The sequence below is a fragment of the Massilia sp. Root351 genome, from assembly GCF_001425045.1.
Taxonomy (GTDB): domain Bacteria; phylum Pseudomonadota; class Gammaproteobacteria; order Burkholderiales; family Burkholderiaceae_D; genus Rugamonas.
This window is the reverse complement of sequence record NZ_LMDJ01000034.1, coordinates 91,414-108,888: the sequence shown is the minus strand read 5'-3', so window position 1 is coordinate 108,888 and position 17,475 is coordinate 91,414. Positions and strand designations below refer to the sequence as shown.

The window sequence follows — 17,475 nt, the reverse complement described above, 5'->3', positions numbered from 1 at the left end:
ACGCCAGCCTCACGCGATGGTGCGGCGGAAGTCCAGGTAATCCTGCGCGGTGCGCCTGGGCGCTTCCAGCATCGGCAGGTGGCCCACGCCCGGCATCATCACGGTGCGGCTGCGCGGGAACAGCTGGGCGAAGGCGGCCGCGCCGGACGGGTGCAGTATCCGGTCCTGCTCGCCCCACACCACCAGCGCCGGGATGGCGGCGTAGTGCGGCTGCGGCTGCAGCACCGGCGAGGCCGACACCTGGCGCAGGATGGCCGTGTGCAGCGCGAAGTCGGCCGCCGCGCGCCGGCCCAGCGCGGTGAGCACCGAGTGCGGCACGAAAGGGCGCTCGGCGGTGCAGGCGTCGACCAGGTTGGCGTAATCCTGCTCCTCGCGCACCAGCAGCGGCATGTCGCCGCTGGCCTCGTAGTGCTGCAGCACGGCCGAGCTGTGCGAGGCGTCCGTGCCGGCCGCGTCCAGCAGCCACAGGCTGGCCACGCGCTCCGGGTGGGCGGCGGCAAATTGCGCGGCGATGAAGCCGCCCATGGAGTTGCCGCCCAGGTGCACCTTGCCCGGGGCGAGCTGGTCGAGCAGCGCGCGCAGGCGTTCGGCCTGTTCGGCGATGCCGTAGCCGGCCTGCGGGTCGCGCCCGGCGTCGCCGAAGCCGGGCAGGTCGGGACAGATCACGCGGTAGTGCGGCGTGAGAAAGCGCGCCATGCGGGTGAAGTTGTCCTTGTCGCCGGCGAAGCCGTGCACCAGCACCAGGGTGTCGCCGCGGCCGCCTTCCAGGTAGGGCATGCCGAAGCCGGGCACGCTGGCCTGGCGCAGGCGCAGGCCGGAGCGCAGCCGCTCCAGCCCGATGCCGGCGCGGGCGGCGGCGGCAGGCGCCAGGCGGTCGAACAGGACCAGCGCCATCAGCAGCGCCGCGCCCAGCGAGAGCAGGGCGCTGATGAAGTAGACCAGTTGTTGTGCGTCCATTGCAGATTTCCTTTTGTTTTAACTTTGTAACTTTAACCCACACCCACCAGGAGAGCATCACCGTGAACACTTCCAATCCCTACTCGGCGCCCGGCGCCGTCTTGTCCGGCATGGATGCCGGCAAGGACAGCTACGAGCCGAAACTGTGGGCCTGGCGCGGCCGCATCGGCCGCCTGCGCTACATGGCTTACCTGTTCCTGGTCTCCATCCTGAACATGCTGCCGGTGACCATCGTCATGGGCGTGCTGGGCGCGGCCGGCATCCTGTCGGACAACCCGGACGCCATCGTGGCCATCAGCACCCTGATGTATTTGCCGCTGCTGGTGTTCAGCTTCGTGCTGGCCAAGCGCCGCTTCAACGACGTCAACCGCTCCGGCTGGTTCTCGCTGCTGCTGTGGGTGCCGCTGGTAAACATCATCGTTTCGCTGTACCTGCTGTTCGCGCGCGGCGACGAGGGCGGCAACGATTTCGGCGCCGCGCCCTCGGCCAACACGCTGATGGTCAAGATCTTCGGCCTGGTGGTACCCCTGCTGTGCATCGTGACCATGATCGGCATCATGGCCGCCTTCGGCGTGCCGGCCTACCAGCAGTACAAGGAGCGCGCGCAGGCCGCGCAGGGCAGCCAGGGCCTGTAAGCCGGCCTACAGCTGCCCGCTTTCCTTGATGTCCAGGTAGCGCCCGATCAGTGAAGCACCCAGCTGGCCGGGCGCCACGTCCACCAGCGCGTTGGCGCGCAGGCCCAGGCGCCGTATCGCTTCGCGCCGCTGCTGCAGGTACAGCATGGCGGCCGGCTGGCGCAGCGCGTCCTGGAAGCCGGTCACCGGCGCGGCGGCGGCGCGGTCCAGCGCCTGTTCGCGCAGGCTGGCGCACAGCACCATGTGGCGCGTGCCGAGCAGTTCGCAGGCGCTGCGCATGGCCTGGTCGTCCTCGTCGCGCAGGTTGGTGATCAGGACCACGAAGGCGCGCTTGGACAGTTTCTTCATCAGCGCGCCGGCCGCCTGCGTGTAGTCGGGCGCGGTTTCATCCGGCTGCACGTCGTACACCCCGGCCAGCAGGCGGTCGAAGCCGGCCCGGCCCTTGGCCGGCGCCAGCCAGCGCCCCTCGGCTGCGGCCCCGCCGAAGCACATCAAACCCACCGAATCGCCCTGTTTCTGCGCCACGAAGCCCAAGGTCAGCACCGCTTGCAGCGCGTGGTCGAAATGGCTGCCAGGCTCGCTGCCGCCAGGTCCGCCGCCGCCTTGCTCGCGGGCCAGCATGCGCCGGCCGCAGTCGAGCAGGAACACCACCTGCTGGTCGCGCTCCTCCTGGTACTCGCGGGCGATGGGCTTGCGCTGTCGCGCCGTGGCCTTCCAGTCGATCGAGCGCAGGCTGTCGCCCTGGCGGTATTCGCGCAGCTGGCGGAAGTCGGTGCCCTCGCCGCGCCGCCGCTTGCGGATGGCGCCGGCCGCCGGCGCGCGGCGGTCGGTCGCCTGCAGGGTCTGGCCCAGCAGGCGCGAATAGTCGGGAAACACCTTCACCTCCTGCTGCGGCCCGATGCGCCGGGTGCGCTGCCACAGGCCCCACGGCGTGGCGATGCGCACGTGCGGCTGGCCGAAGCGCGCGTTGCCGCGCCGGTCGGGCTTGACGCGGTAGGCCACCGACACGAAGGCGCCGCCGTCCACGGTGCAGGCGTGCGGCATGCCCTCCATGGCCCACGCGGCCGGGTAGTCGTCGAACAGGTCCAGGCGCAGCGCGCGCGCGCCGCCGTTATGCACCGTCAGCGTCACGCCGTGCCACAGCTCCACCGGCAGCACGCCGGGCAGCTGGCGTTCCAGGCGCAGCGGCGGCGCGCGCAGCGACTGCCAGGCGTCGGCCAGCGCGGCGGCCAGCAGCGCGGCGCCGGCCAGCCACCAAGCGCCGGCCAAGGCCGTGGCGAGTCCCGCCGCGGGCGCCGCGGCGAACACCAGCGCCGCGCTGGCGGCGGCGCCGAAGCCGGCCCAGGCCAGCACCAGCAGCAGCAGGCGGCGCGAAGGCGTCATGCGCGCGGCGCGGCGATCTGCTGCACCAGCGCCGCCAGCAGCTGGTCGCTGTTCAGGCCATCGAGCTCGCTTTCCGGCGAGATGGCGATGCGGTGCCGCAGCACCGGCAGGCTGGCCTGCTTGATGTCGTCCGGCGTCACGTAGTCGCGCCCGCCCAGCAGCGCCATGGCGCGCGCCATGCGCACCAGCGCGATGCTGCCGCGCGGGCCGGCGCCGATGGCGATGCCGGGCCAGTCGCGCGTGGCGCGCACCAGGCGCACCGCGTAGTTGGCCACGCTGTCGTCGACCCGGATGCGGGCCACCAGCTGCTGCAGCGCCAGCACGGTTTCCGGCTTGACCAGCGTGGCCACGGCGGCCACGTCCAGGCCGTCGCCCACGCGGTTGCGGGTCACCGTTTGCAGCATGGCCTGCTCCTCGCTTTCGCTCGGGTAGGCGATGCGCACCTTGATCAGGAAGCGGTCCAGCTGCGCCTCGGGCAGCGGGTAGGTGCCCTCGTTCTCCAGCGGATTCTGGGTGGCCAGCACCATGAACGGCGGCGCCAGCGCGTGCGCCTCGCCTTCGATGGTGACCTGGCTTTCCTGCATCGCCTCGAGCAGCGCGGACTGGGTTTTGGCCGGCGCGCGGTTGATCTCGTCGGCCAGCAACAGGTTGGCGAACACCGGACCCTTGCGCACGCTGAAGGTCTGGTTCTTCAGGTCGAACACGGCGTGCCCCATCACGTCGGCCGGCATCAGGTCGGGCGTGAACTGGATGCGCGAGAATTCGCCGGCGAAGGTCTTGGCCAGCGCCCGCACCAGCAGCGTCTTGCCCAGCCCCGGCACGCCTTCCACCAGCACGTGGCCGCCGGCCAGCATGCAGGCCAGCACCTGGTCGATCACCTCCTGCTGGCCGACCACGGCGCGGCGGATTTCCTCGGCCATGCGGCGCGCGATGTCGAGCGCCTGCTGCAGGCGCTCCGGGCTGATGTCGCTGCCGCCGGCTGCGCCGGCTACCGTGCTGTCGGCTGCGCGGTCGTCGTTGGAGACCGCCTGGTTACTGTCGCTCATAATGGATTCTCACTTGTTGGAGTAGCTGGATCTGGCGCGTGAACGCGGCCGGATGGGACGCGGCCGGGCCGTACAGGGCGCCGCGCATGTCGATCTGCTGGGTATTGCACAGGCGCGCCAGGCGCGCGGCTTTCTCGTCGTCGCCAAGCTGCAGCAGCTCCGGCGCGCGGCGCCGCAGCAGCGCCTCGGTTTCCTGGCGGGCGGCGGCCAGCAGCACCCCGCGGCCGCCTTTGGCGCGCCATAGCCAGTTGCCGCTCGCTTCGATGTGCTCGAGCAGCGAGCGGCGCTCGCCGGAAGGCTGCGGCAGCAGCGGGCCGAAGCGGCGCCCGGCGCGCCACAGCAGCAGCGCCAGCAGCACCGCCAGCGCGGTCAGCGGCATCCACGCGGCGCGCCACAGCATGGCGTACCACGGCGCCGCGTCGGCGTGCAGCACCAGCATCACGTTGCGGCCTTGCTGGTTCAGGCCGGCCACGCCCAGCAGCAGCTCGGCGTGGTCCAGGCGCGGCAGGCGCTGGTTGTTGAAATAATTGTCCGATACCATGACGACGTGGCCCCGGCCTTCGCGGTAGGCGCGCACCGACATGCCGTCGAAATCGCTCCACAGCGGCTGGTGGACCTCGCGCAGGGTATGCAGCACCTCGGTGCCGGTGTCCAGCGCGAGCGGATACTGGCCGCCGGGCAGGGTCACGCAGGTCAGCTGGCGCAGGTCCTTCGGCTTGTCCGTGGCCGTGTTTTCGTCGTCGCCGGCATGGGCGCCGTCCGCGCCGCTTGCCTGGTCGCCGGCTTCCTCGCCGGCCTGCTCGTCCTCGTCCGGCACGTCCTCGCCGTCTTCCGGCGGCAGGGCCTCGGCGGCGCCATTGACCGTGTCGCAGTTGGCGCGCAGCTTGTTGCGGTAGCTCAGGCCAACGCCGAAACGCGCGCCCAGCGGGTCCGGCTCGGTCAGCGGCGACAAGCGTTTGCCGCTGTCGGGGCGGCGCGCGTTGTCTTCCGCGCGGTACTGCACCGGCACCCACTTGGGCTGCAGCACCACGGTGTTGCCGCGCCGGGCCCAGTCCATTAGCTGCGCGGCCTGCACCGGATCGACCTGGCCGCCGTTGTCGGCCAGGATCAGCGTGCCGGCCGGCAGCCGGGACAGGCTCACGCCGCTCAGCCGCTGCTCGACCTCGACGCTGTAGCCGTGCTGCGTGAGCAGGGTGCCGGCGGCCAGCATGGGGTTGTTGATGGCCAGCGGGGACACATAGGGCACCGCAGTCGGCGAATGTTCCATGACGGCGTACCACAGCCACACGCTGCCGGCCAGCGCGCCCACGCAAGCCAGGGCGAGCAGCGTGCGCGCGCCTCGGCCCGGACGGCGCGGGACTGCTGTCTTGGCGGTGCTCATGGGCGCTCCAGGTGCGCGGCGGACGGTCCGCCAGGCAGCCCGCCGGCCTGCGCGCCGGGCTGTGCTTCAAACTGCGCCCGCCACGCGCCGCAGGCGGCGTACAGCGCGGCGCTATCGGGCCAGCGCGCACCGTAGGCGCCGTTCAGCCACAGCGTGGTGGCGGTGGCGGCGACCTGGTAGCGCGCGGCAGGCAGGGCGGCCTGCTGCGCCAGGCGCAGGCAGTCGCCCTCGGTGGCGCCCTGCGCCAGCAGCAAGCCATCCTGCTGCACCAGGCGCGACAAGGTGGCGCGGTACAGCAAGGCCAGCGCGCCGCGCCGGTCGCCCTGGTCCCACAGGCGGCGCACCGCTCCCGCCACGTCGCCGGGCAGGCTTTCGGCGCGGATGTCCAATCCGGCGATCTCGGTGGCGGCATGCATAGCCGGGGCCGGCAGCAGCCACGCGAATTTGCCGCGATAGCGGTACAGCAGCCATGCCACCAGGGCCACGCCGCCGGCGATCAGCAGTACTTTGATGACCAGGGCCAGCACGCTCAGGTCCGGCAGCTTGGGCGGGCGCTCCGGCTTCTGCTCCGCTTCGTCGAAATCCTTGAAGTGCCAGCTGTCCTCGCACTTGTAGCCGCGCAGGTCGTCGCTGTTGTACAGCCGCCGCAGTTCCGCGCGCAGCGCAGCCTGTTCGGCGCTGCGCACCGGCGCATGCTTGCCGATCTGCTCCTCCAGGTGCCGTGGCCGCTCGCACTGCAGGTCGCCCGGCGCTGCGGCGGGCGGCGGCGCGGCCGCTTGCAGCGGTTCGGCGCCGGCCGGCGCGCACAGCAGCCCAGCTGCCAGCAGCACGCTGGCCAGCGCCGCCAGCAGGGCCAGCAGCTGCGGACTGGCGCGGCCGGCCTGGGCCGATACCGGCGTTGCCGCCGGCGCAGGCGCGGCCTGCTGCGGCTGGTGGCGCGCCGCCGGCGCCTGGATCTGGCGCAGCGTGATCTCGATATCCCATGCTTCCAGCGTGGCGCGCCGGTTCAGGTACAGGGTGAAGCAGCAGGCGGTGTAGACCGGCCCCACGATGCCGCCCGAGACGGTATAGGCGGCCATCACCACCAGGTCGAGCCAGGTGCCGTTGCCGCCCGAGACGAAGACGGCCAGCGGATTGATGGCAGGGCCTTCGCTGAAGAACAGCCCGACCAGGGCCACCAGGCCGAAATTCAGCACCGCGTCGAAGTGGGCGCAGGCCAGGCCGAAGCGGTAGGCGGCGGCGCCGGTGCCGTTGCGGCCGATGACGTTGCGGCGCTCGCTGGCAGTGGCGCCGCGCGCCTGCTCGAGCTGCCAGACCGGCTGGTACAGGCCGCGTCCCGGCATGAAAAAACGCCACCAGGTCAGCAGCCGGAACCAGCCGCCGCCCAGCTGGCGCGGCCAGGCACGCAGCGCCTGGCGCCACGTCACGTCCTCGCCGAACACCTGGCGCGACAGCACGTACAGCGGGCCGCGTTCGAGCAGCGGCCGCAGCCACCAGGGCAGGAACATCCACAAGGCCGCGTAGCCGGGCGCGGCCCAGATCAGCAGCTGCGACAGGGCGCACAGGGGCAGCCACAGCGCCAGCCAGGTCTTGTACACCGGCCCGGCGTGCGCGCGCAGCAGCGCGAAGCCCAGGTCCAGCGCCTGCGGCGCGGGGCGCGGCCGCAGCGCGATCTGCAGCTTGTCAATCCGCATGCGGTGCTCCCCGGCCATGCGCGCCGCTGCGGCGGCCGGCCAGCAGGAAGAAGGCGATCACCGCCGTCCAGCACACGCCGCCCACCGCGTACTTCACTTGCGGCGGCACGGCCGCGCTGGCGGACCAGAACGCTTCCACGAAGGCGGCCAGCAGGGTCAGCATCGCCGCCCCCACGATGACCGGGAACATGGCGCGGCTGCTGGCGTACAGCGCGTGGCGCCGGCTCAGGCGCCCGGGGGCGATCAGCGCCAGCCCGAGGCGCATGCCGGACAGGCCAGCCAGCACCAGGCCGGTGATCTCGAAACTGGAGTGGGTCACCACGAAGGACCAGAAATTGGTGCGCGTCAGCGGGTCCATGCTCAGCCAGCTGGCGATCACGCCCATGTGCATGCCGTTGAAGGCCAGGCTGAGCAGCGACGGCAGGCCGCCGAAGATGCCGCCGGCGAACGTGCGGAAGCAGATCGACACGTTGTTCCAGATGTAGTGGCCGAACATTTGCAGGTCGCCTTCCTGCCCGCGCCCGATGTCGATGCGGCCGGGCTTGTACATCTGGCGGTATTTTTCCAGCTGCGCCGGATCGATGAAACTGTGCGCCCAGTACGGCTGCTGCCACACCAGCAGGCCCAGGGCCAGCGCCACGCCGAACACCGCCAGCGCCGCCAGCAGCAGCAAGCGCCATTCTGCGCGCACCCGGCACGGGAAATCGACCAGCATCCATTGCAGCAGGGCGCGCGGGCGCTCGGCCACGCTGCCGTACAGGCGCAAGTGGCAGGCTGCCGCCTGCGCGTGCAGATAGTCGGTCAGGGCCGGGGAATAGCCGCGCTGGCCGGCCAGCGCCAGGCACTGGCACAGGCGGCGGTACAGCGACGGCAGGGCGGCGGCGTCGTCCGAGCGGTTCTGCAGGATGGCGTCGACCGCTTCCCACAGCGGCGCGTGCTGCTGTTCAAACTGGGTTTGCTTCATGCAGCCGGCCTCATTGCTTCAGTCCCGCTGCGTAGGAACGCAGGCGGTCCAGCGAGGCCGCGCCGGTGAGGCCGGTGAGCGGCTCGGCGATGCTGCCCAGTTCTTCCAGCCGCGCCGGCGGCAGGCCCTGTTCGCGGTCGAACAGGTCGGCCAGCGCGCGCTGCTGCGCGGACGTGAGCGGGAAGGGCAGCGGCAGCGGCGCCGCCTCGCGCACCGCGGGACGCGGCGGCGGCCGGTCGCGGTACACCACCAGCGTGCCGGCCACGATGTCGCCCAGGCGACGGAACTGGCGGTCATACAGCATGCAGGCCAGGCCGGTGGCGTAGGCCAGCGGCAGGAAGTCGGCCACCAGCAGCAGGTTGCGCAGCGCCGATTCGCGCCAGCCCACCGGCAGCCCGTTGTCGCGCCGGACCTGCAGGCCGAGCGCGCGCTTGCCCACCGTCTGGCCCTGGAAATGGACTTCGCAAATGACGGGATAGCCCCAGTAGCTGACGAAGGCCAGCACCGCCAGCACCCCCTGCGCCATGCGCGGTCCGCTCAGCAGCCAGCTGGCCAGGCCCATGAAAGTCAGCCACAGCGCCACGTCCAGCGCCCAGGCCCAGGCACGCGGAGCCGGTCCGGCCGGGGTCAGCAGCAGGCGCGTGCCTTCCGGCGTGGTCAGCGAGAGGCGGCCGTCGATCAAGGCCGTGCGGGTGGGGTGTTCATGGGATGGTATTGTATCCAAGAACGGCTGCGGAGTTGCAAAAAAAGAAAACAGGGCAGCTTGCCAAGCTTCCCATGGCTTGTCCGGCTACGGTTCCTGCACTCCCGCTTCGCCGGCCAGCCGGCGATATTCGGCCGAGCCGCGCACCGCCGCGATGGCGTGCCAGATGGCGTCCGCGCGCTGCGCGTTGCGGCGGTAGGTGGCGCGGTTGAAGACCAGGTGCAGGTCCAGCACCCGGTAGGGCTGCGCGGCCTGCGTGATATGGCCCTGGAAGCGCGGGTCGTTGCGCACCAGCTTGCTCGCTTCGATGCCCTGCAGGATGGCGACGTCGAACATGCCGGTCAGCAGCAGGCGCAGCGCGTCGTCGGCCGACTTCACCAGTTCGCGCGGGCGGTAGCCGCGCTCGCGCAGCACGGTGCCGATCAGGTAGCCCGACTGTACCGCCACTTCCCGGTTGGGCGCCTGCAGCGTGTGCCCGTCCCAGCTGCCGCGCCCGCCCGTGCGCAGGAACACGTGGTGGCTGTCCGAATACAGCGCGCGCGCCGGATCGGCGCTGCCGTCGGCCAGCAGCGGATAGGCGCCGAAGCTGCGCCTGGCCTGGTCGTCGGCGGCGGCGATCACCGCGTCCACCGTGCCCAGGCGCAGTTCCTCGATACAGCGCCGCCACGGCTTGGCGGCGTACACGAAGCGCTCGCCCAGCTGCTTTTCCACGCGCCGCAGCAACTCGAAATTCAAGCCTGTGCCGTCGGGCGAACTCCACGGGCGCTGCGCCACATCTTCGTAGCACATGACCAGCGGCGCCGCCTGGCGTGCGCCGGCGGCGTGCGCCGCCACGGACGGCAGCGCTGCTGAGAGCCAGGCCAGGGGCAGGCACACGGACAGGAACAGGCGGGGGCGCAGGTGCGGCATGGCTCAGCGGTCCTTGTAGCTGGCGTGGATTTTCTGCAGCTCGCCGCGCTGGGCCAGCGTTTGCAGCGCCTGCCGCAGCTGTTCGGCGGCGGCCGGCGCCAGCTTGCGCGAGACCACGAAGTACAGCGCCTCCTCGCGGAACACGGTGGGCAGCAGCCGTATCATGCCGGTCAGGTGCTCGTCCGCGATGGTGCGCTGCAGCGAGCTTTCGCTGTGGTAAAAAAAGCGCCCGCGCTTGTTCAGCAGTTTGCGCAAGTTCACCTCGGTGTCGCGGCTGCTGGCGTCGAGCTCCAGCCCGGTCTCGCCTTGCAGCAGGCTTTCGTGCGCCGTGCCCCGGGAGACGATGATCACATTGCCCGGGCCCAGCTTGCGGATTTCGTCCAGTGTCTGGATCGCCACCTGGTCGTCGGCGCGCACCGCGATCCTGTGGCGCACCGTGTAGACCGGGATATCGATGTAGGTGAACCTGGCCGCGCGCGCCTTGGTGCGGATCAGCGCGCAGAACACGTCGAGCTGGCCCTCCATCAGCGCCGACTCGATGCGCGGCAGCGACATGGGCTGGGTCCAGCCGGTCAGGTGCAGCCCCGGCGACACCTGCTCGACGGCCTTGATGACGTCCACGCAGATGCCTTTGCGCTTGGCGTTCAGCTCGTACTTCAGGGGATTGTTGTCCTGCGCCGCCGTGCGCAGCACCAGCGGGGCCGCCGCCGCCGTGGACAGCAGGCCGCAGGCCAGCGTGGCGGCCAGCGCGGCCCGCGCCCGCAGAGGCAATTGCGCCGGCGGCACGGCAGGAGGCGCGGTTGGTGGCATCGCGGCGCCGCTCATGCCACGGCGGCCGCGCTGTGCTCGTCCATCCAGCGCAGCAGTTCGCGGCCCAGCACGCGCAGGCGCGCCGTTTCCACCTGGCGCCGCTTGTAGGCTTCGTGGCTGGCCGGCCCGCTCAGGCTGAGGTCGTGGCTGGCCTTGTCCATCAGCTGGATCTCGTACTCGAAGAAGAAGCCGACGTCGTAGTCCGGCTCGGCCGATTCCTGCGCGGCGGCATCCTGTGCGGCGAAAATGGGCAGGCTGCTGCCGCCGGCGTCGCTGGCGTGCAGATGGATCATTTTGCGCACCGTCACCTGGATGCTGCTGAAGCCTTCGCCGCTGTGCGGATTGTCGCTGCGGGTCTGCTGCTCCGAGTGCGCCAGCAGCTCCTGGTCCATGCGCTGCAGCAGTTCGGCAGGGTACGCCTCGCTGCGTTCCAGCATGGGCCGGTACTTGCAGAACACCTCCTTGGCGGCCTCCATGTCCAGCAGCGTGTTGCGGGTGCGTTGCGAATCGACGTTGGTGACCGACAGCAGGTGCGCGCGCTGCAGGGTCTGCAAGGCCAGCAGGCACTCGAAGCGCGTGTTGAAGATCATCCGCACGCCCAGGTGGTCGTACACGTCCGCCGCCAGGTAGGCCGCCTTTTGCAGCAGCTTGAGCAGGATGCTGTTGCGGCCCTTGTTGTTCTTGCGGTCAAAGTGCAGCAGCGGCAAGCAGGTGTCGCCGTGCGTCAGGTAATACTGGCCGCCGTCGCTGCGTATCACTTCGTCCAGCGAGGCGAACACCTGTTCGCGGATGGTGTTGAAGTGGCGCAGCTTGAGGTTGTTGTCGATGTAGAAAATGCCGTGCATGACCTTCAGCACCGCGCACGACCACATGCGCAGCGCGTCCGCCTGCAGGCCGCGCCGCGAGGCGTACACCAGCAGCTGCAAGGGGTCGTCCGGCGTGCGCACCTCGGGCGGAATCAGGGCGGCCTGGCCCGGTTCCAGGAAGGTGCTGGCGATGAAGCCCACCGCTTCGCGGTGCGCGCGGGCAATAATGGCGGGCGCGGCCGGCTGCGCCAGGTCGAAGCCGTACTCCAGCACGAACTGGCGCGCGTCGTGCAGATTGCGCAGCGCCAGCGCTCCCAGGTCGATGGCGGACACGCCGCTGGCGATGGCGTTAAGGTAGCCCCAGTTCAGCGAGAATTTGTGCGCGCACTTGAGTGACGCATGCAGTTCGGTCATGTCTCTATGCCATCAGCGCTATCCAATGAGCAAGTATCCCCCCGTGCCGGGCGGCGGTCAATCGGCGCCGCGCATCAATAGGGCCGCCGTTGCAAATGCGCCGCGAGCCAGATTCAGGCTTGATGCGCCGCAACAAGCGCAGCAACGGGCAACCAAACGGGCGTCGCACGGAGCTGGGCCGCGCTATATTTACTGCCATGAGTTCCAATCTGACAGGCACAAGCGATCCTGGCCAGCCCGGCTTGGCCCCGCCTACGCGCGCCCTCATGGCCTGCCGCGAGGAAGTGGTGAACGCGTGGATGGAGGCGATGCGCATCAACGTGCCCAAGGCGGTGCCGCTGCACGTGGCCATCCTGGCCAACACCCTGCCGGCCATTGTCGATACGCTGGCCATGCTGCTGACGGAGCCGGAACGCGCCCACGCCACCAGCGACCTGGTGGTGCTGGCCGCCGAGCACGGCGGCGAACGCGCGCGCTTGACGCCTTACGACATCACCACCCTGATCCACGAGTTGCAGCTGTTTAAGCAGGTGCTGTTCGCGCAGATGGAACAGGCCGGTACGCCGCTGGACCTGGAACAGCGCGCGCTGATCGCCGGCAGCATCGACAACATGGTCCGTGACAGCGCCAACGCTTTTGCTGCGGTGCAAGCGGCGCTGCGCGAGCAGTTCATCGCCGCCATCACGCACGACCTGCGCACGCCGCTGTCGAACGCGCGCATGGCTGCCGAGCTGATCGAGCGCATGGCCGGCGACGAGGACGTGCGCCAGCTGGCGCAAACCATCCTGCGCAGCGCTGAAAGAATCGACACCATGACGCGCGAGCTGCTCGACAGGATAGTCTTCGGCGGTTGCGGCAAGCTGGCCTTGCGCATCACCGAGTTCGACCTGGCCGGGCTGGCGCGCGAAGTGGCCGGCGCCATCGACGCGGCGCAACGTGTGGAGCTGGACTTGCCGCAGCAGCCGCTGCAGGGCCACTGGTGCCGCGAGACGCTGCGCCGCGCGATGGAAAACCTGGTCGGCAACGCCATCAAGTACGGCCGCCCCGGCGCGCCGGTACAGCTGAGCGTATGCAGCCGCTTCGAGCGCGCCAACATCGCGGTGCACAACGACGGCGACCCGATCTCGCCGGACGAATGCGAGAGCATTTTCCAGCTGTACCGCCGCGCCGCGGGCGGCAAGGCCGGGGTGCAGGGCTGGGGCGTGGGCCTGCCGTTCGCACGCAAGGCAGCCGAGGCGCACGGCGGCAGCATCGTTGTTGCAAGCAACCCACAGGACGGCACCACCTTCGTCATCGACATCCCCCTCGACGCACGCCCCTACCAGGGTGCGGCCTCGGCGGCGTGAGCCCCTGCCAAGTTTTTCCTCAATCAACAAGTTGACTATTTGACCTCGCCGCGCGCCGGGCGAAATGAATCCGCATATGATCCCAATCGCGTTGGGACGCGCTCATTTCCGAACAAAATAGATCACAAGGAAACACAATGACTAGCCGGCACCGTAGCATCACCACTCCTCCAGCCTCTCCCGCTTCACCGTCTTCTCCTGGACTAAAGCCGACCTTGATGGCCCTGGCCGTGTTCTCGCTGGCCGCCTCGCTGCAGGCCCAGGCGCAGGAAGCCAAGGCGGATGACAACGTGGTGGTCGTGACCGGTTTCCGCGCCAGCCTGAACAGCGCGCTGAACACCAAGAAGAACAGCGACGGCATCGTCGACGTGATCAAGGCCGAGGACATCGCCAAATTCCCCGACGCCAACCTGGCCGAATCGCTGCAGCGCGTGCCGGGTGTCTCGCTCACGCGCGGCGACGGCGGCGAAGGCAAGCAGATCACGGTGCGCGGGCTGAATGCGGGCTTTACGCGGGTGCGCATCAACGGCATCGAGGGCGTGACCGCCACCGGCGCCTCCGACATCAACGGCAGCACCAACCGCGGGCGCGGTTTCGACTTCAGCGTGTTCGCCTCGGAACTGTTCAACAGCCTGGAAGTGCGCAAGACCTCCGAAGCCGGTGTGGAGGAAGGCTCGCTGGGCGCCACCGTGGACCTGCGCACCGCGCGCCCGTTCGACTTCAAGGGCCAGACCTTCAGCCTGGGCGGGCAAGGCACCTGGAACGAGCTGTCGCGCAAGGCCGAGCCGCGCGTGACCGCGCTGTACTCGGACCGCTGGGACACGCCGATCGGCAAGATCGGCGCGCTGGCCTCGGTGGCCTACTCCAAGCGCACCATCCAGGAAGAGGGCTACGAGGCGGTTGAACTGCTGAGCGCCAGCCAGGACGGCGGCTTCTGCTCGCCGCTGGGCTACGCGCCGCAGAACCCGGTCAACACGCCGTCCAAGGGCATCACCGCCACCCACTGCGGCACCGGTGTGCCGCGCACCTCCAGCCTGGCCGCCTACAACGACGTGATGGGACGCACCGACAACTACGGCGGCACGGTCGCCAGTCCGGCCGCCGGTTCGGGCGCCTTCGCGCCGCGCATTCCGCGCTACCGCCGCTCGCTCACCAACTATGAGCGCACCGGCATCACCGCGTCGGCGCAATGGCGTCCGGACACCAAGACCGAGCTGAACCTGGACTTCATGGGCGGCAAGTTCGAGAACGACCGCTACGACAACTATATCTCGGCCATTTCCTTCGGCCGTACGCTGGGCCAGTCCAACGGCAAGCCGCAGTCGTCCATCGTCGATGCGCACTTCGACAGCAACGGCAGCTGGGACTACGGCAAGTTCAACGCGGTCGACATCCGCACCGAGGGCCTGCTGGACAAGTACACCACCTTGTTCCGCCAGCAAGTGCTGTCCGGCAGCCGCGAGATCACCGACCGCTTCAAGGTGGACTTCCTGACCGGCGTGTCGAACTCCGACCTGGACGAGCCGATGCGCGCCACCGTGCAGTTCGACACGCCGAACGTGAACGGCTTCGCGTTCGACTTCCGCAACAACCGCAACGTGCCGACCTTGAACTTCGGCATGGACGTGGCCAATCCCAACCTGTTCACCTTCGCGCCGCAGGAGGCGGACGGTACCTTCCACGGCCAGTTCGTCGGCCGCTACCTGCACACCAAGAACAAGCTGCGCACCAACGCCATCAACGCCAGCTTCGAGGTCAACGACAACATCACGCTGCGCGGCGGCCTGTCAAACCGCAAGAACACCTGGACCAACGTGGAGATCGGCTCGGGCGGCAACGGCCTGGCGCTGCCGGCCGGCACCACCATGGCCAGCATCACGCGCCAGATCGACGGCTTCGGCCGTGGCCTGGGCGGCAGCGGCGTGCCCACCTCGTGGACGGCCGTGGACCTGGACAAGTTCCGCGCCGTGTACGACATCGAATGCCACTGCTCGAAAGTGCCGGGCTCGGAGTACAACTACCTGGGCCAGGCCAACCGCGGCGTGGAAGAGGGCATCAACGCGCTGTACGGCATGGTCGACTTCAAGTACGACGTCGGCCCGGTCGGGCTGCGCGGCAACGTCGGCGTGCGCGGCGCCGAAACCAAGGCCACTTCGTTCGCGCTGATCAACGCCAACGGCGTGCTGACCCCGGCCACGGTCGAGCACAAATACCGCGACGTGCTGCCGGCGCTGAACGTTACCGCTTCGCTGCCGAAGGACGTGATGCTGCGCTTCTCGGCCGGCAAGACGCTGTCGCGCCCCGAGTACACCGACCTGGCGCCGTCGGCCACCCTGTCGACGCAGAACCAGTCGGTCACCATCGGCAATCCCAACCTGGACCCGATCCGCGCCCGCACCTATGACCTGCAGGCCGAGTGGTACTACGCCAAGAATGCGCTGGTGTCGGTGGGCTACTTCCGCAAGGAGATCAACACCTTCATCCAGGGCGTGTCCGAGCGCGCCGTGTTCTCCTCGCTGGGCCTGCCCGATTCGGTGCTGATCGGCGGCGGCTGCAGCATCACCGGCGGCACGCCGGCCTGCCCGACGCTGCCGGACACCGTGGTGACGGTGGGCCGCAAGGTCAACACGCCGGGCGGCCCGCTGAACGGCTTCGAAGTGAACCTGCAGGCGCCGTTCAGCTTCCTGCCGGGAGTGTGGAGCAACTTCGGCCTGCTGGCCAACTACACCCACGTCGATTCCAAGATCACCTACGTGACGCGGGTGGACAATCCGAACACGCCGGCCAACGAGCTGCTCAGCAAGACCGCCAACTTCACCGGCCTGTCGCCGAACGCGCACAACATCACGCTGTTCTACGAAGATCCGAAGTTCAGCGCGCGGGTCTCGGCGGCGCACCGCTCGTCCTACCTGCTGAACGTGCTGGGCGACGTGGCCGGGCACGACTTTACGGTGGTGGACGGCTCCACCAGTGTCGACTTCAGCCTGTCCTACAACCTCACGCCGAAGCTGCGCGTGAGCCTGGAAGGCCAGAACCTGACCGATACCCCGCTGCGCTACGGCCGCGACCTGCAGCGCAACGACACGCTGCTGTACGTCCACTCCGGCCGCACTTTCGTGCTGGGGCTGACGTACAAGTACTGAGAGGAATCGAGCGGGTCTAGCGCGCCATGCTGACGGGGGTGACCTGGCGGATGAAGAACAGCACGTCCCAGTTTACGCCCAGCCGGCCGCCGCGCTGCAGTTCGTATTCGTAGCTGAACTGGGGCTGCGGTTGCTGCGGCTGCGGCAGGGCGGCGGCGGTCAGGCCGAGCAGGGCGTGCGGCTGCTTGGCCAGGCTGGCTTCCAGGCTGTCCGGCGGTATGGCGGGCAGGGCCAGCGGACGGTTGCTCACGAAGTCCAGGATCCGGCCGCCGGCGCCGCTGAACTGCACGATCTTGTAGTCGGCGCCCCAGTGGCGGTGCATCACTTCCCCCGCTTGCAGGTTCACCGGCGTGCGCTGAAAGCCGCGCGCGGTGTGCACCGTGTGCGCCCAGATCACCACCTTGCGGCCCGGGTAGAGCCGGTCCGCCAGCCAGATGGCGTTGTCGCCCATCTGGTTGTCGCGCTGGTAGTCGTGGTCCGCGCTCCAGTAGCTGGCCGCTTGCGCGTCCACGCTCTTTACGGCTTGGCACCAGAACGCCGGGCCGCTAAACACGCTGCCCGCCGCGCCCATGCCGGCGCCCGGAGGTGCTGCCTGGCACAGGGCAGTGCGCAGCGCGGCGGCGTGTTGGCGGAAGGCTGCCCGCGCCTCGGCGGGCGGCGGCGTGCGCTGCATCTCCAGCAGCGGCTGGGCTGCTTGCAAATAGCGCTGCCATGCTTCGCCTTCGGCCAGCGCCGGCGCGGCTGTCTTCAGATAGGCCTGCAGGCGTGGCAGCAACTCCTTCTTGCTGGTCTCGCCGGTGTGCTGGCTGTCGATGCCGCCCAGCGCCATCGGCTTGCCCTGCGCCCGCTGGCGGTCGAAGTACTGCAGCATGCCGCGTCCTTCGCTGGTGTTGGCGTACATGAAGAACACATTGCCGGGCGCGATGTCGTCCAGCTTCTCGCCGCGCTCCACGCGTTCGGCCAGGCGCGCCATGTCGTACAAGCCGCTCTCGAGCAGCAGCACGTCGAAGCCCATTTTCTCGTGCAGGAATTTGAGCAGGCGCGTTTTCAGAAGGTACTCTTCGCGCCCGCCATGGGTCTGTTCGCCCAGCGCGACGATGCGGGCATGGCCGATGGCTTCTGCAAAGGGCTTCAGGTCGCCATAGTCCTCGTGCTGCGGACTGGTGCTGGCGACAGGCCAGGGCTGGCTGGCCTGCGTCTGTGCTTGTGCCTGCGGCAAAAATGCCGCCAGGGCCAGGGCGGCCAGGGCTGTGCGCTGCATGCTTCCTCCGAATATCTGAAAAT

General features: G+C 69.4%; 14 protein-coding genes. 3 read left to right on the top strand and 11 right to left on the bottom strand.

Translation table 11 applies throughout. From position 1 onward, the window contains the following. Nucleotides 1-9 precede the first annotated feature (9 nt). Nucleotides 10-957 (bottom strand): alpha/beta fold hydrolase, encoded by a 948-nt coding sequence (locus ASD15_RS27235; protein WP_057158173.1) that lies wholly within the window; start codon nt 955-957, stop codon nt 10-12. Nucleotides 958-1,019: 62 nt separating this feature from the next. Here ASD15_RS27235 and ASD15_RS27230 point away from each other — a divergent pair, with 62 nt between their 5' ends. Continuing rightward, complete coding sequence (locus ASD15_RS27230; RefSeq protein ID WP_057158172.1) at nt 1,020-1,592, top strand: DUF805 domain-containing protein; 573 nt, start codon at nt 1,020-1,022, stop codon at nt 1,590-1,592. A gap of 6 nt (nt 1,593-1,598) precedes the next feature. On the opposite strand, the gene ASD15_RS27225 is transcribed toward ASD15_RS27230, so the two are convergent. The 9 genes from ASD15_RS27225 to ASD15_RS27185 all read right to left on the bottom strand — a co-directional run bounded on the left by ASD15_RS27225 (nt 1,599) and on the right by ASD15_RS27185 (nt 11,702). Further along, the gene (locus ASD15_RS27225; protein WP_057158171.1) at nt 1,599-2,975 is read right to left on the bottom strand and encodes a DUF58 domain-containing protein; all 1,377 of its coding nucleotides are present in this window, start codon (nt 2,973-2,975) and stop codon (nt 1,599-1,601) included. Next, complete coding sequence (locus tag ASD15_RS27220; protein WP_057158170.1) at nt 2,972-4,021, bottom strand: MoxR family ATPase; 1,050 nt, start codon at nt 4,019-4,021, stop codon at nt 2,972-2,974. The genes ASD15_RS27225 and ASD15_RS27220 overlap by 4 nt, the downstream gene beginning before the upstream one ends. After that, entirely contained in the window at nt 4,008-5,402 is a 1,395-nt protein-coding gene (locus tag ASD15_RS27215) for a DUF4350 domain-containing protein (RefSeq protein ID WP_057158169.1), read from the bottom strand. Before ASD15_RS27215 ends, ASD15_RS27220 begins: the two co-directional genes overlap by 14 nt. Continuing rightward, nucleotides 5,399-7,096, bottom strand: a complete 1,698-nt coding sequence (locus ASD15_RS27210; protein ID WP_157201168.1) for a hypothetical protein — start codon at nt 7,094-7,096, stop codon at nt 5,399-5,401. Before ASD15_RS27210 ends, ASD15_RS27215 begins: the two co-directional genes overlap by 4 nt. Beyond that, entirely contained in the window at nt 7,086-8,060 is a 975-nt protein-coding gene (locus ASD15_RS27205) for a stage II sporulation protein M (protein ID WP_057158167.1), read from the bottom strand. The genes ASD15_RS27210 and ASD15_RS27205 overlap by 11 nt, the downstream gene beginning before the upstream one ends. 10 nt (nt 8,061-8,070) lie before the next feature. Further along, a complete protein-coding gene (locus tag ASD15_RS27200) occupies nt 8,071-8,784 on the bottom strand; it encodes an RDD family protein (protein WP_157201167.1) in 714 nt (237 codons plus the stop codon). A 66-nt stretch (nt 8,785-8,850) separates the two neighbouring features. After that, a complete protein-coding gene (locus ASD15_RS27195; protein WP_057158165.1) occupies nt 8,851-9,672 on the bottom strand; it encodes an ABC transporter substrate-binding protein in 822 nt (273 codons plus the stop codon). A gap of 3 nt (nt 9,673-9,675) precedes the next feature. After that, nucleotides 9,676-10,482, bottom strand: coding sequence for an ABC transporter substrate-binding protein (locus ASD15_RS27190; RefSeq protein ID WP_157201166.1), 807 nt, complete (start codon nt 10,480-10,482; stop codon nt 9,676-9,678). 11 nt (nt 10,483-10,493) lie between these two features. Next, a complete protein-coding gene (locus ASD15_RS27185) occupies nt 10,494-11,702 on the bottom strand; it encodes a TIGR04552 family protein (RefSeq protein WP_057158163.1) in 1,209 nt (402 codons plus the stop codon). A gap of 266 nt (nt 11,703-11,968) precedes the next feature. Here ASD15_RS27185 and ASD15_RS27180 point away from each other — a divergent pair, with 266 nt between their 5' ends. Beyond that, nucleotides 11,969-13,048 carry a sensor histidine kinase KdpD gene (locus ASD15_RS27180; protein WP_057158162.1) on the top strand — a complete coding sequence of 360 codons (1,080 nt, stop codon included), beginning with the start codon at nt 11,969-11,971 and terminating at the stop codon, nt 13,046-13,048. 218 nt (nt 13,049-13,266) lie between these two features. Next, nucleotides 13,267-16,191: a TonB-dependent receptor gene (locus ASD15_RS27175; RefSeq protein ID WP_057158161.1), complete on the top strand. Its 2,925-nt coding sequence runs from the start codon at nt 13,267-13,269 to the stop codon at nt 16,189-16,191. Nucleotides 16,192-16,207: 16 nt separating this feature from the next. Here ASD15_RS27175 and ASD15_RS27170 read toward each other — a convergent pair whose 3' ends face one another. Further along, nucleotides 16,208-17,452, bottom strand: coding sequence for an erythromycin esterase family protein (locus ASD15_RS27170; protein WP_057158160.1), 1,245 nt, complete (start codon nt 17,450-17,452; stop codon nt 16,208-16,210). Nucleotides 17,453-17,475: the final 23 nt, after the last annotated feature.